Annotated in this window: 12 protein-coding genes; 7 read left to right on the top strand and 5 right to left on the bottom strand. The window is 70.0% G+C overall.

Translation table 11 applies throughout. The annotated features are described in order from the left end of the window. Positions 1-155: 155 nt before the first annotated feature. The 4 genes from lysS (at position 156) to ACLQ2S_RS02605 (ending at position 6219) form a co-directional block, all read left to right on the top strand. The gene (lysS, locus tag ACLQ2S_RS02620) at positions 156-1664 is read left to right on the top strand and encodes a lysine--tRNA ligase (protein WP_309222399.1); all 1509 of its coding nucleotides are present in this window, start codon (positions 156-158) and stop codon (positions 1662-1664) included. A gap of 115 nt (positions 1665-1779) precedes the next feature. Beyond that, positions 1780-2130, top strand: a complete 351-nt coding sequence (locus ACLQ2S_RS02615) for a histone-like nucleoid-structuring protein Lsr2 (RefSeq protein WP_308440940.1) — start codon at positions 1780-1782, stop codon at positions 2128-2130. Between the two features lie 440 nt (positions 2131-2570). After that, complete coding sequence (locus ACLQ2S_RS02610) at positions 2571-5105, top strand: ATP-dependent Clp protease ATP-binding subunit (protein WP_155214781.1); 2535 nt, start codon at positions 2571-2573, stop codon at positions 5103-5105. A 460-nt stretch (positions 5106-5565) separates the two neighbouring features. Further along, a complete protein-coding gene (locus tag ACLQ2S_RS02605; RefSeq protein WP_309222581.1) occupies positions 5566-6219 on the top strand; it encodes a C39 family peptidase in 654 nt (217 codons plus the stop codon). A gap of 51 nt (positions 6220-6270) precedes the next feature. Here the strand turns inward: ACLQ2S_RS02605 and ACLQ2S_RS02600 are convergent, their stop codons facing one another. Next, on the bottom strand, positions 6271-7173 hold the full coding sequence (locus ACLQ2S_RS02600) for an A/G-specific adenine glycosylase (RefSeq protein ID WP_425701052.1): 903 nt from the start codon (positions 7171-7173) through the stop codon (positions 6271-6273). 95 nt (positions 7174-7268) lie between these two features. Here ACLQ2S_RS02600 and ACLQ2S_RS02595 point away from each other — a divergent pair, with 95 nt between their 5' ends. From ACLQ2S_RS02595 to ACLQ2S_RS02585, 3 genes are all read left to right on the top strand, one after another. Beyond that, a complete protein-coding gene (locus tag ACLQ2S_RS02595; RefSeq protein ID WP_155214393.1) occupies positions 7269-7781 on the top strand; it encodes a glycine cleavage system protein R in 513 nt (170 codons plus the stop codon). 23 nt (positions 7782-7804) lie between these two features. Next, positions 7805-8371 (top strand): peptide deformylase, encoded by a 567-nt coding sequence (locus ACLQ2S_RS02590; RefSeq protein WP_375335280.1) that lies wholly within the window; start codon positions 7805-7807, stop codon positions 8369-8371. Positions 8372-8499: 128 nt separating this feature from the next. Beyond that, positions 8500-9231, top strand: a complete 732-nt coding sequence (locus ACLQ2S_RS02585) for a hypothetical protein (RefSeq protein WP_155214394.1) — start codon at positions 8500-8502, stop codon at positions 9229-9231. Positions 9232-9291: 60 nt separating this feature from the next. Here ACLQ2S_RS02585 and disA read toward each other — a convergent pair whose 3' ends face one another. The 4 genes from disA to ACLQ2S_RS02565 form a co-directional block, all read right to left on the bottom strand. Then, positions 9292-10470 (bottom strand): DNA integrity scanning diadenylate cyclase DisA, encoded by a 1179-nt coding sequence (disA, locus tag ACLQ2S_RS02580; protein WP_309222401.1) that lies wholly within the window; start codon positions 10468-10470, stop codon positions 9292-9294. A 97-nt stretch (positions 10471-10567) separates the two neighbouring features. Continuing rightward, positions 10568-12064 (bottom strand): DNA repair protein RadA, encoded by a 1497-nt coding sequence (gene radA, locus ACLQ2S_RS02575; protein ID WP_155214395.1) that lies wholly within the window; start codon positions 12062-12064, stop codon positions 10568-10570. A 64-nt stretch (positions 12065-12128) separates the two neighbouring features. Then, the gene (locus ACLQ2S_RS02570) at positions 12129-12848 is read right to left on the bottom strand and encodes a hypothetical protein (RefSeq protein WP_425701023.1); all 720 of its coding nucleotides are present in this window, start codon (positions 12846-12848) and stop codon (positions 12129-12131) included. Between the two features lie 139 nt (positions 12849-12987). Then, positions 12988-13827 (bottom strand): UbiA family prenyltransferase, encoded by an 840-nt coding sequence (locus ACLQ2S_RS02565; RefSeq protein ID WP_155214396.1) that lies wholly within the window; start codon positions 13825-13827, stop codon positions 12988-12990. Positions 13828-13840: the final 13 nt, after the last annotated feature.

Genomic DNA, 13840 nt, shown 5'->3' with positions numbered 1-13840 from the left:
GTGAAGCTTCTTTGCGAGTGGAGCGTGCGGGGGCGGCGCCGGGCCTGCTGGGTGGGGTGGGTCATGGGGGTGGGTTATCCGGTAACGGGGGTTCGGGGGCTTGAGTACGCTCTGGGCTTGACCCCGTCTGAATTCTCCCGCCGAGGAAGCGTGCCGTGACCCAGCAGAGCCCCGTGCCAGTCGACCCCGCCGACGACCTTCCCGAGCAGATGAAGGTCCGCCGGGAGAAGCGGGACCGGATGCTCGCCGACGGTGTGCAGCCCTATCCGATCGGCTACCCGCGTACCGACTCGCTGCGTCAGCTGCGCGAGCGCTACGCGGATCTGCCCACCGACACCGCCACCGGCGACCGGGTCTCGGTCACCGGCCGGGTGATCTTCGTACGGAACACCGGCAAGCTCTGCTTCGCCACCTTGCGCGACGGCGACGGCACCGAGTTGCAGGCCATGCTGTCGCTGGACCGGGTCGGCGCGGAGCGCCTGGAGGACTGGAAGCGTCTGGTGGATCTCGGTGACCACGTGGGGGTCACCGGTGAGGTGATCACCAGCCGCCGGGGTGAGTTGTCGGTGCTGGCCGAGGAGTGGGCGGTCACTGCCAAGGCGCTGCGGCCACTTCCGGTGGCACACAAGCCGCTCAGCGAGGAGGCCCGGGTCCGGCAGCGCTATGTCGACCTGATCGTCCGCCCGCAGGCGCGGCAGATGGTGCGTACCCGGGCGGCGGCGTTGCGCAGTCTGCGCGATTCGCTGCACGCCGAGGGCTACCTGGAGGTGGAGACGCCGATGTTGCAGTTGCTCCATGGGGGCGCTGCGGCTCGGCCTTTCGTGACCCACAGCAATGCGCTCAACACCGATCTGTATCTCCGAATCGCTCCGGAACTGTTTCTGAAGCGTGCCGTCGTCGGTGGCGTCGAGCGGGTCTTCGAGATCAACCGCAACTTCCGTAATGAGGGCATCGACTCCTCGCACTCACCCGAGTTCGCCATGCTGGAGGCGTACGAGGCGTACGGCGACTACAACACGATGGCGGAGTTGACCCGTAATCTCGTCCAGCAGGCGGCGATCGCGGTCTCCGGATCGACGGTGGTCACTCACGCTGACGGGCGGGAGTTCGACCTCGGCGGTGAGTGGCGTTCGGTCACTCTCTTCGGTGTCCTTTCCGAGGCGCTCGGAGAGGAGGTCACGGTCCACACCGAGCGCGCTCGGCTGGTCGAGTACGCGGACAAGGTGGGCATGTCCGTCGACCCCAAGTGGGGGCCGGGCAAGCTGGCCGAGGAACTCTTCGAGGAGTTGGTGGTACCCGGCCTGGAGGCACCCACCTTCGTTCGGGATTACCCCGAGGAGACCAGTCCGTTGACGCGGTCCCACCGCAGCGAGCCGGGCCTGGCCGAGAAGTGGGACCTGTACGTGCTCGGCTTCGAGCTGGGCACCGCGTACTCCGAGCTGGTCGACCCGGTGGTGCAGCGGGAGCGGCTGGTGGCCCAGGCGCAACTGGCCGCCCGGGGCGACGACGAGGCGATGCGACTGGACGAGGACTTTCTCCGGGCCATGGAGTACGGAATGCCACCGTCCGGTGGCATGGGAATGGGAATCGACCGCCTCCTGATGGCGCTGACCGGCCTCGGAATTCGGGAAACCATCCTCTTCCCCTTGGTCCGCCCGGAGTAGTCGTACGGAAACTTTCCGGCTCCTTACCGCATCCTATTGACGCGACAAGCATCAGGCGGGTTATTGTGCTCTTGCAGTTGGCAGGAGCTACCCCTGCTCGAAAGGAATGTGGGACGTGGCCAAGCAGATCATTCACAAGCTGGTCGATGACCTGGACGGCGGGGACGCGGACGAGACCGTCAAGTTCGCGCTCGATGGCGTTCAGTACGAGATCGACCTGTCCGGTTCGAACGCAGAGAAATTGCGCGACGTATTCGCGCCGTACATCGCCCACGGCACCAAGGTCGGTCGCGGCGGTGTGGTCGTGGGCGGCCGGGCCGCCCGTGGTCGGGGCGGTGCCACCGCTGACCGTGAGCAGAACAAGGCCATCCGAGCCTGGGCACGCAAGGCGGGCAAGGACATCTCGGACCGGGGCCGGATCCCCCAGGAGATCGTCGACGAGTACCACTCGAAGGCCGGTCACTGAGATCAGGTACGCACCGTAGTTCACGACGCCGGCCCGGAGACTCTCCGGGCCGGCGTCGTCGTTCCCGGGACTGTCCGGGGCCTACCGCGCGTTGTCCACAGGTGGTGGATAACTTGTCCACAACCTGTGGATGGTGCCGTGGTGATGCCGTCCCCGGGGCGGGGGCGCCTCCGTGCGGCGCTCCCGGAGGTCCCGGCCAGCGGGCCGAATTTCGCTCTGCGCGTACACGGACCACGCCCGGAACACCCGCTGAGCGTGGATGGTTGTGCAAAACGACGCGTATCGGGCCTACGAGGCAGACACACGAGGTCAGCCGAGTCGGCTCGCGGCGATAGAGTAATGAGGCGCGGACGCCCGTCCTGGGCGCTCGCGTATCCGGCCCCGCCGAGAGTCTTGACCACCAAGATCGAGTGCGCACGGCACGTGAGGAGCACGAGGGCATGTTCGAGCGGTTCACCGACCGAGCGCGACGGGTTGTCGTCCTGGCCCAGGAAGAGGCCCGGATGCTCAACCACAATTACATCGGTACGGAGCACATCCTGTTGGGCCTCATCCATGAGGGCGAGGGTGTGGCGGCGAAGGCTCTGGAGAGCTTGGGGATCTCTCTGGAGGGCGTTCGCCAGCAGGTTGAGGAGATTATTGGTCAGGGCCAGCAGGCGCCGAGTGGGCATATTCCGTTCACGCCTCGGGCTAAGAAGGTGCTGGAGCTGTCGCTGCGCGAGGCGTTGCAGCTGGGCCACAACTACATCGGCACGGAGCACATCCTGTTGGGGTTGATCCGTGAGGGCGAGGGTGTGGCCGCGCAGGTGTTGGTGAAGCTGGGGGCGGACCTGAACCGGGTTCGTCAGCAGGTGATCCAGTTGCTGTCGGGCTATCAGGGCAAGGAACCGGCGGCGGCGGGGACGGCTCCGGGTGAGGCTGCGCCGTCGACGAGTCTGGTCTTGGACCAGTTCGGGCGGAATCTGACGCAGGCTGCCCGTGAGGGCAAGCTCGATCCGGTCATTGGGCGGGAGAAGGAAATCGAGCGGGTGATGCAGGTGCTCTCCCGCCGGACGAAGAACAACCCGGTGCTGATCGGTGAGCCGGGTGTGGGCAAGACGGCTGTGGTGGAGGGGCTGTCTCAGAAGATCATCAAGGGCGAGGTGCCGGAGACGCTGAAGGACAAGCAGCTGTACACGCTTGACCTCGGTGCGTTGGTGGCGGGGTCGCGGTATCGGGGTGACTTCGAGGAGCGCCTGAAGAAGGTGCTCAAGGAGATCCGCACCCGCGGCGACATCATCCTGTTCATTGATGAGATCCACACGCTGGTGGGTGCGGGCGCGGCGGAGGGTGCGATCGACGCCGCGAGCATCTTGAAGCCGATGTTGGCGCGAGGTGAGTTGCAGACCATCGGCGCGACGACGTTGGACGAGTACCGCAAGCACCTGGAGAAGGACGCGGCGCTGGAGCGACGGTTCCAGCCGATCCAGGTCGGTGAGCCGTCGTTGGCGCACACCATCGAGATCCTCAAGGGCTTGCGGGATCGGTACGAGGCGCACCACCGTGTGTCGATCACCGACGCGGCGTTGGTGGCGGCGGCGACGTTGGCTGATCGCTACATCTCCGACCGGTTCCTGCCGGACAAGGCGATCGACCTGATCGACGAGGCGGGTGCGCGGATGCGGATCCGTCGGATGACCGCGCCGCCGGACCTGCGTGACTTCGACGAGCGGATCGCGCAGGTGCGCCGCGACAAGGAGTCCGCGATCGACGCGCAGGACTTCGAGCGGGCCGCGCAGCTGCGGGACAAGGAGAAGCAGCTGCTGGGCCAGAAGGCGCAGCGGGAGAAGGAGTGGAAGGCCGGTGATCTGGACGTCGTCAGTGAGGTCGACGACGAGCAGATCGCTGAGGTGCTGGGCAACTGGACGGGCATCCCGGTCTACAAGCTGACCGAGGAGGAGACCTCGCGTCTGCTGCGCATGGAGGACGAGCTGCACAAGCGCGTCATCGGCCAGGAAGACGCGGTCAAGGCGGTGTCGAAGGCGATCCGACGCACGAGGGCAGGTCTGAAGGACCCGAAGCGTCCGTCGGGCTCGTTCATCTTCGCCGGCCCGTCCGGGGTGGGTAAGACCGAGCTGTCCAAGGCTCTCGCGGAGTTCCTGTTCGGCAGCGAGGACGCCCTGATCCAGCTGGACATGTCCGAGTTCCACGACCGGTACACGGTGTCCCGGCTCGTCGGTGCCCCTCCCGGCTACGTCGGCTACGACGAGGGCGGGCAGCTGACCGAGAAGGTGCGGCGTCGGCCGTTCAGCGTGGTGCTGTTCGACGAGATCGAGAAGGCCCACCCGGATGTGTTCAACACGCTGCTGCAGATCCTGGAGGACGGTCGGCTCACCGACGGTCAGGGCCGGATCGTGGACTTCAAGAACACGGTCATCATCCTGACCACGAACCTGGGCACCCGGGATGTCGCCAAGGCGGTGTCGCTGGGCTTCCAGGCCTCGGAGGACTCCGAGTCGAACTACGACCGGATGAAGCAGAAGGTCAACGACGAACTCAAGCAGCACTTCCGGCCGGAGTTCCTCAACCGGATCGATGACACCATCGTGTTCCACCAGCTGCGCCAGAACGAGATCCTGTCGATCGTCGACATCATGATCAGCCGGATCGAGACCCAGCTGCGGAACAAGGACATGGGCCTGGAGTTGACCGACAACGCCAAGAAGTACCTGGCCGCGAAGGGCTTCGACCCGGTGCTCGGGGCGCGTCCGCTGCGTCGCACCATCCAGCGCGACATCGAGGACAACCTCTCCGAGCGCATCCTGTTCAACGAGCTGACCCCGGGTCAGATCGTGGTGGTGGACTGCGAAGGCGATCCCGACAACACCGACAAGTCGAAGCTTGTCTTCAAGGGGTCTGACCGGCCGGTGCAGGTGCCGGACGCCGTACCGGCCGACCTCGGCGGCACGGCGGCCTCGACAGGCACGGACGAGTAGCTCGTCAACCGAAGTAACGGCGGCCCGGTGGCACACAGCCACCGGGCCGCCGCCTTCTGTCCCGGGGGCGGCTCGGTAGGCCGGGGGGTAGCCCACTCAGCCCGGCCTACGGGGCGAATGCGGCGACCGACTGCGTCGCTGGGGCCCTTGGTGCGCGGTCGAGCGGTGGCACGCCGCGGTGGGCAGGTTGGGCACCCAGCTGACCGGCTGAGTGGTTTGACCGATTAAAAGGTCACTTGTCGTGACGGCGGTCACGGTTTGTCCGGGCATTGACCCGCCCTCGCGGCCGTTGTACGAGGAGTAACCGCGACGGCCTGTGCCTCCGCCGCCCGGAAATGCCGGGCCCACCCGAGGCCGTTGTAGCCCGGGGCAGGCGTTCCAGCCGCCCCCTTCTCCCGACGCGGTATCCGCATCCTCCTTTTCCCGGTTTCGTGTCGATCCCCCGAGACGGAAGGCAACGATCATGACTAGCCCGATCCGCAAGGCTGCCCTGACCGCCGCCGGTGCCGTCTGCGCCGGTGGAATGATCGCCGGCCCGGTGGGCGCGTTGGCGGCCCCGCCGACGGGCAACCCGCTGGGCGCCGTGACCGAGCGAGGACACGGCAAGGGTGAGCGACAGCTGAAGGTCCGCTACGAGGCGCAGCCGAACTTCTACTACTGCGGCCCGGCCGCGGTGCGGAACACCCTGAGCATCCTGAACAAGGAAGTCTCCCAGGACGACCTGGCCCGCGAGATGGGCACCACCGAACGCGGGACCGACTCGGCGTACCTGATCACCGAGGCCCTCAACCGGAAGGCCGGCAAGGACCTCTACCGCACGGTGGAGATCCCCGGCCAGAGTGCCGACCGCGCCGAGACCGACCGGCTGCGTGAGGACGTCGTCCGCGCCATCGACGACGGCCGGGGCGTGGTGGCCAACGTCGTCGGCACCGCCACCGACCTCGACGGGGGTAGCCACACCTTCGACGGTGGTCACTACATCGCGGTGACCGGCTACCGCCACGGCGGCGATCAGATGAAGATCGCTGACTCGGCCGACGCCGCTCGGGCCGAATACTGGATCAGCACCGACGCGTTGGCCGACTGGATCGCCAGCCGCGGCTACTCCGCCTGATCCTCCTCGAAACACGCGACTGAGGGCCGGCCCACACGGGCCGGCCCTCAGTCAGTTCGTCACCGGTGCCGGCGGTCCATCCCCGACCAGCCGGAACGAGGTCTCCCCGACCGGCTCGACCAGTCCGTCGGTGACCAGTCCGGCGAGGGCCCGGGCGCGCTGCACGTCGTCCGCCCAGACCTGATCCAGACGCTGGTGCGGCACTGGGCCGGTGGCTTCCCGGAGCACTCCCAGCAGCAGGCCGCGTACCTGCCGGTCGGTGCCCGAGTACCGCTGAGGGCGGCGGGTCGGACCGGCCGGCGCGGGAAGCCCCGACGCCCGCCAGGCGCAGGTCGACTCGACCGGGCAGGCTGGGCAGCGAGGGGACCGGGCCGTGCAGACGACCGCCCCCAGCTCCATGATGGCGGCGCTGGCCAGGGCGGCGGCAGCCGGATCGGCGGGCAGGAGTTCCTCGGTGGCGACCAGATCGGCGGGTCGGGTGGTCGGGCCGGCGTCCGGTTCGCCGGCAACCGCCCGGCAGACCACCCGGCGTACGTTGGTGTCGACCACCGGGTGACGCTGGCCGTACGCGAAGGCGGCGACCGCCCGGGCGGTGTACGTGCCGACCCCGGGCAGCGCCAGCAGCTGTTCCAACCGGTCCGGCACCTCACCGCCGTGACGCTCCACGAGCGCCGTCGCGCAGTCGTGCAGCCGGAGCGCCCGGCGGGGATAGCCGAGTCGCCCCCACATCCGGATCGCCTCCGCCGGACTGGATGCGGCCAGGGCGGCCGGGGTCGGCCAGTGCTCCAGCCACGCCTGCCAGGCCGGTATCACCCGGGCGACCGGAGTCTGCTGGAGCATGACCTCGCTGACCAGGATCGCCCATGGAGTGACGCCGGGGCGACGCCACGGCAGGTCCCGTGCGTGCTGCTCGTACCACCGGCTCACCCGACCGGCGAAGGAGAGTTCTGTCATCGCGTCGCCGATGATGTCACGCACCTCGGTCCCGCCGTATGGACGGTGGGGTGGGTCGCCGCCGACAGCGGGTGACGATCGGGCAGAATGCCCGGATGAACGAGCTCGCGATCACCGTCATCGGTCGGGACCGGCCCGGCATCGTGGCTGACGTCGCCGAGGTGCTCGCCCGGCTCGGTGCCAACCTCACCGACAGCACCATGACCCGCCTGCGGGGGCACTTCGCGATGACCCTGATCTGCGTCGGCCCGGCCGCCGCCGAGGTCGAGACCGCACTGGCGCCACTGGCCGCCGACGGTCAACTGCTGGCCACCGTACGCGCGGTGACACCCGACGGCGAGACGGCACCGGCAGGCGACCCGTACGTGATGGCGGTGCACGGTGCCGACCGGATGGGCATCGTGGCCGAGATGACCCGGGTGCTGGCCGACGCCGGCGGCAATGTCACCGACCTGAGCACCCGCCTGGCTGGTCCGCTCTACGTGGTGGTCGCCGAGGTGGAGCTGCCCCCGGGCACGGCCGGTGAGCTCGCCGACCGGTTGAACGAGGCCGCCGCCGGGCTCGGTGTCGAGGTGACCCTCCGGCCCGCCCTACCGGACATGCTGTGAGCGGCGCGCCGGATGGGCCGCACGTGGAGGAGCGGTCCGATGTCTACGTGGGCCTCGGCGACTGGACGCCTGAGTCACTGGGCAGCGGCCGGGTCGTCCCGGTGGTCGCCGCCCCGGACCCGGTGCTCAGTCGGCCGGGAGCGGAGGTCGACCCGACCGCCGAGGAGACCGTGCGGCTGGCGGCCGATCTGGTCGCCACCATGCGGGTGTCGCCCGGGTGCGTGGGTCTGGCCGCCCCGCAGGTCGGGGTGAGTGCCCAGGTCTTCGCGGTGGACGTCACCGGGCACCCCAAGACGGTCACCGGGCACGGCGTCTTCGTGCTCTGCAACGCTCGGGTGGTGGAGGCGACCCGGTGGAAGGCGGGCCGGGAAGGCTGCATGTCAGTGCCGGACCTGACCGGCGATGTGAAGCGCGCGACCCGGCTGGTGGTGGAGGGCGTGCTGCCCGGTAGCGGCGAAAGCGTACGGCTGGTGACGGACGGCTTCGAGGCGCGCGCCCTGCAACACGAGATCGACCACTGCGCCGGACTGCTGTTCCTGGACCGGGTGGCTGGCGCGCACGCGATCTACCAGCGGAAGGTCTACCTCTGAGGCAGTCGCGCTGAGTGACCGTCGCCGAGGCGAACTGTCGTGAATGGAGGGTCGGATCCGATGGGTCAGGTGGGCCACGGCGCGTCGCTGCGGTCCGCCGCACCCGCCGCCGCTACGGTGGTGACATCATGCGTCTGACGGTCGGCCCCCTGCCTCCCACCGTGTACTGGCGGCGTCGTGCCGTCGTGCTCGGTGCGGTGCTGCTCTTCCTGATTGTCCTGCTCTACTCGTGTAACGGGCCCAACGGGGGCAACGACGCGAGCAATGACGGCCGTCCCGATCCGGGCGCGGCGACCGGCACGCCGGACCCGACAGGCTCGGTGCTCACGCCGCAGACCGGCGCGCCGCCGTCCGGTGACGCCGGGGCCGATCCCTCCGCCTCCGGCGAGGAGACCGACCCCACCACTCCGGAGAGTGAGCGGAGCCTCAGCAACGACCCGCCAGCGGTCAACCCGGTGTCGGACGAGGGAAACTGCGCGGACTCTGAACTTTCGGTGACCGCCGTGCCGCTGCCCGCGCAGGTGGCCTCCGGCGCCACCGTCGACCTGCACCTGAAGGTCCGCAACCGGTCGGATCGCACGTGCAGCCGGGACGTCGGTGCCACCGCCCAGGAGTTGTACATCAAGGCCGGTGCCGAGGTGGTCTGGTCCTCGGACACCTGCGGCACGGCCGCTGGGTCGGACGTGCAGTCCTTCACTCCCGGCTTCGAACGCTCCTACCTGGTCAGTTGGAACGGCAAGGACAGCAGCCGGTGCGCCGACGGCCTGGCCAACGGCCCGGTCGTGCCCGCCGGGACGTACGAGGTGTTCGCCCGGGTGGGCACCAAGCTCAGCCAGCCCGCGAAACTGGTCCTCAAATAGCTCTCCGACGGTTCGGCCCGGGGGCGGCCCCCGCCGTGCTACGTCCAGCGCCGGACGGCGTCAGACGTAGCGCTCCAAGATGGACGCCTCAGCGAGCCGGGACAGCCCTTCGCGTACGCCCCGAGCCCGGGCGTCACCGACGCCCTCGACCGCCTGGAGATCCTCCACGGTGGCGCCCAGCAGGCGTTGCAGGCTGCCGAAGTGCACCACCAGCCGGTCGACCACGGCCGTCGGAAGTCGGGGCACCTTGGCCAGCAGCCGGAAGCCACGCGGGCTGACCGCGGCGTCCAGCGCGTCGGACGCGGCCGGATAACCGATCGCCTTGGCGACCGAGACCAGGTCGATGAGTTCGGTGGCGCTGAGCAGATCCAACTCGACGAGCGCCTCGTCGAGGGTCCGGGACTTGCGACCGGCGGGCAGGTAGTCCCGGATGACCAGGGTGCGATCGGCGTCGACGCCGGCCATCAACTCGTCCAGTTGAAGGGCGAGCAACCGCCCGTCGGTGCCCAACTCCACCACGTAACCGGCGATCTCGTCGGCGATCCGTCGGACCATCTCCAGCCGCTGCACCACGGCCACCGCGTCGCGTACGGTGACCAGATCCTCGATCTCCAGGGCGGAGAGCGTGCCGGACACCTCGTCCAGACGGAGCTTGTACCGCTCCAGCGTGGCCAGTGCCTGGTTGGCGCGGGAGAGGATCGCCGCCGAGTCGTCCAGCACGTGCCGCTGGCCGTTGACGTAGAGGCTGATGATGCGCATGGACTGGCTGACCGAGATGACCGGGTAGCCGGTCTGCCGGGCGACCCGCTCCGCGGTCCGGTGCCGGGTGCCGGACTCCTCGGTGGGGATGGTCGGGTCGGGCATCAGGTGCACTGCCGCGCGGACGATCCGGGTGCCGTCGCTGGAGAGCACGACCGCGCCGTCCATCTTGCACAACTCGCGGACGCGGGTCGCGGAGAACTCGACGTCCAGCGGGAAGCCGCCGGTGCAGAGGCCCTCCACCACCTTGTCGTAGCCGAGGACGATCAACGCACCCGTCCGACCCCGCAGGATCCGTTCCAACCCGTCCCGTAGGGCGGTGCCCGGTGCCATCAGGGCGAGGTTGGCGCGTAGCGGGTCGCCGAGGACGCCGCCTCCGGTCACGCTCACGCTGATCGGTCGGGCGGGCGAGCCCACGGCACCGGCGCGGGCGTGGGGAGTCGCGCCGGCAGGCTTGGTGGTGTCGCGGTCGATCGGCACGGGCACAGTCTACGGACTGCCCTGCGGTGGGTGCTCTTGCGGTTACTGTGCTGTGTCACGATTCCGCCCAGCGTGACCGACCCGCCCGGTGGACGGCTCACTCCGCCGACGCCCGTGCCGCGGCCTGCAACGCCGAACGGACGTCGGACACCTCGATCACCCGCATCTGCTCCGGCCCGGCGCCGGTGCTCGTCGGCCCGCAGCCGGGCGGCACGAGGGCGAGTCGGAAGCCGAGTCGGGCGGCCTCGGCCAGCCGACGTGGTACCGCGCCCACCCGGCGTACCTCGCCGGTGAGGCCGACCTCGCCGATCGCCACCAGGTGTGGTGCGATCGCCAGGTTGAGCCCGCCGGAGGCGACCGCGAGGGCGACCGCCAGGTCGGCGGCGGGCTCCACCACCCGGATGCCACCCACCGTGGCGGCGAAGACCTCCCGGTCGTGCAGGGTGAGCCGTTCGGTGCGGCGTTGGAGCACCGCCAACACCATCGCCAGCCGGGCGGAGTCGAGCCCGGAGACGGTACGCCGGGGAGAGCCGGCCACCGTGGCGCCGATCAGCGCCTGAACCTCGGTGAGCAGGGCTCGGCGGCCCTCCATCGCCACCGTCACGCAGGTGCCCGGCACCGGTTCCGAGTAGCGGGTCAGGAACAGGCCGGAGGGGTCGGCGAGGCTGCTGATGCCGCCCTCGTGCATCTCGAAGCAGCCGACCTCGTCGGCCGCGCCGAACCGGTTCTTCACGCCACGCACCATCCGCAGCGACGAGTGCTTGTCGCCTTCGAAGTGCAGCACTACGTCGACCAGGTGTTCGAGCACCCGAGGACCGGCGACCTGGCCATCCTTGGTGACGTGGCCGACGAGCACGGTGGCGACGCCGCGTTCCTTGGCGACCGCGACGAGGGCGGCGGTGACCGCCCGGACCTGGGTCACGCCGCCCGGTACCCCCTCGATGCCGGAGGTGGAGATGGTCTGCACCGAGTCGAGGACGAGCAGGCCGGGTTTGACCGCGTCGAGGTGACCGAGCACCGCCGCGAGGTCGCTCTCAGCGGCCAGGAAGAGTTGATCGTGCAGGGCGCCCATGCGTTCTGCCCGCAACCGCACCTGGCTGACCGACTCCTCGCCGCTGACCACCAGCGACGGGCTACCCGCACCGGCGGCCCACTGCTGGGCGACGTCCAGCAGCAGGGTCGACTTGCCCACCCCCGGCTCACCGGCGAGCAGCACCACCGCACCCGGGACCAGGCCGCCGCCGAGGACGCGGTCCAGCTCACCGACCCCGGTGGGGCGGGCGCGGGCCGGTGCCGCGCTGATGGTGGCGATGGGCCGGGCCGGCTCGGCGGGCATCCGGGAACTCACCACCCGGCCCGAGACGGTCGGGCCGGTGACGGTGCTCTCGATCACGGAACCCCACTCGCCGCACTCGGGACAGCGCCCCACCCACTTGGGCGGCTGGTGCCCGCAGGCGTCGCACTCGTAGGCGGGGCGGGGCTCGCGACCGGCGGCCCGGCTGCGCGAGCCGGTGCCCGCCCGGGACGGGGTCGATCGGGAGATGCTCACCCGACCGACGCTAACCCCCGGGTACGACGACGGCGTCGTCGGCATGGCTGAACATGCCGACGACGCCGCCGGAAATCACCTGGACCGGTGCGATCCCGGTCGAACGGGCTCAGTGGCCGCCTTCGCCCTCGTACTCGGTGTGCCGCTCGATGATCGGCGACGGCTGCGGCGCGGGGGTGAGCGGCACGGCGATCGGCGCCGGAGCGGTGATCGTCTCGCCGTCGAACTCGAAGCTCAGCGTGACGTTCTGGCCGGCGAGCCGGGCCTCGGTCAGCCCGAGGAGCTGGAGCACCTGCTCACCTTCGGTGTTCAGCTGCACGTAGTTGAACGCCGGGATCTCGATCCGGGCCGGGCCGCCCGTGGCGGATTCGCTCGGGCTGGGCGACGGGGAATCATCCGGCGAGGGGGAGTCGTCCGGCGAGGGGGAGTCGTCCGGAGACGGGGAACCCTCGGGGGACTGCTCCGGCGACGGTGACGCGCTGGGTGAAGGGCTGGTCGCGGCGGCGACGGTGGTGAGCACCACCTCGCGGGCGTCCGGCGAGGTGATGGTCACCGTGACCGGTTCGGGTGAGTCGTTGTAGAGCACGACGTTGAGCAGGGCGTTGTCCCCGGCCTGGTAGCCCTCGACACCGGGATAGGCGACCAAGGCGCCGCGTACGGCGTACTTCCCGTCACCGGCCTGGATGTTGGCGCCCTGGATCGACGGCACCTTGTTGGCCGTCTCGGAGATCTGGCCGGCGCCACAACCGGACAGCAGCAGCCCGGCTGCCGCCGCGATCCCGGGCAGCAGCACGGCAGCCCGCCGGGAACCCCTGATCGAGCGCCTCACGTCGGTCCTCCTCGTTACGATCACGCCCGGCTCGTCCGCCGGAACCGCTGGCCATGCCCGCGCAGACCGGGCTCCAGGGTAGTTGGAGCTGATCGTGGCCCGCACGCCGACCCGGTGCGGCCACCTGCGGGAGTGAGACTCAGCCCAGCCGACCGTTGGTGACCAGCAGCACGACGTCGATCAGAGCGACCAGCAGCACCGCCCGGAAGGCGGCCACCGGCCGGTCCCCGCCACGACCGCCGCCCCGGCCCAGGTACCACGCCAGGGTGAAGATCACGACGGCGGCGACGACCGCCGCGAGGCCGACGCGGGTCGGTGGTCCGGGCGGCCCGAACACCAGCGTGACGGTGGCCGCGATCAGCAGTCCGACAGCGGCGACCCGGCTGCCGACCGGGCCGAGTCGGTGGGGCAGCCCCCGGACCCCGGTCCGGGCGTCATCGGCGAAGTCGGGCAGGACGTTGGCGAAATGAGCACCCGCACCGAGCAGCGCCGCCGCGGCGACCAGCCAGGCCGGGGGTGGCGGAGCGCCGGGCAGGGCCAGCACCACGAAGGCGGGCAGCGCGCCGAAGGAGATCGCGTACGGCAGTACCGAGATCGGGGTGGACTTCAGCGGCCAGTCGTAGAGCAGCGCCGACACCAGGGCGACGGTGGCGCACAGCGCGGCCGTCGGGTTGGTGGTCAGGGCCAGCGCCACGGTCGCGGTGGCGGCCACGGCGGCGGCCACCGCGACGGTACGCCGGCCGAGCGCGCCGGAGGCCAGCGGTTTGTCGGTACGCCCGACCACGGCGTCGCGATCGGCGTCCAACAGGTCGTTGGTCCACCCGACCGCGAACTGGCTGGCCGCGACGGTGAGCACCACCGCGAGGACGCCGCCGGGTGGGTGCCCGACCCCGACGGCGAGCAGACCGGCCACTGTGGTGACCGCCACGGTCGGCTCTGGATGGCTCGCTCTGACCAGCCCTAACACCGTCGACGACATAACGGAAGTCTGG

The organism is Micromonospora sp. DT48 (genome assembly GCF_049844495.1).
Lineage (GTDB): Bacteria > Actinomycetota > Actinomycetes > Mycobacteriales > Micromonosporaceae > Micromonospora.
This window is presented reverse-complemented; position numbering and strand designations above follow the sequence as displayed.

Coding starts and splice junctions, on each gene's coding strand:
- ACLQ2S_RS02610 (WP_155214781.1), top strand. CDS start 2,571: ATGTTCGAGCGGTTCACCGACCGAGCGCGACGGGTTGTCGTCCTGGCC.
- ACLQ2S_RS02600 (WP_425701052.1), bottom strand. CDS start 7,173: ATGACAGAACTCTCCTTCGCCGGTCGGGTGAGCCGGTGGTACGAGCAG.
- ACLQ2S_RS02595 (WP_155214393.1), top strand. CDS start 7,269: ATGAACGAGCTCGCGATCACCGTCATCGGTCGGGACCGGCCCGGCATC.
- ACLQ2S_RS02585 (WP_155214394.1), top strand. CDS start 8,500: ATGCGTCTGACGGTCGGCCCCCTGCCTCCCACCGTGTACTGGCGGCGT.
- radA (WP_155214395.1), bottom strand. CDS start 12,064: ATGCCGACGACGCCGTCGTCGTACCCGGGGGTTAGCGTCGGTCGGGTG.
- ACLQ2S_RS02565 (WP_155214396.1), bottom strand. CDS start 13,827: ATGTCGTCGACGGTGTTAGGGCTGGTCAGAGCGAGCCATCCAGAGCCG.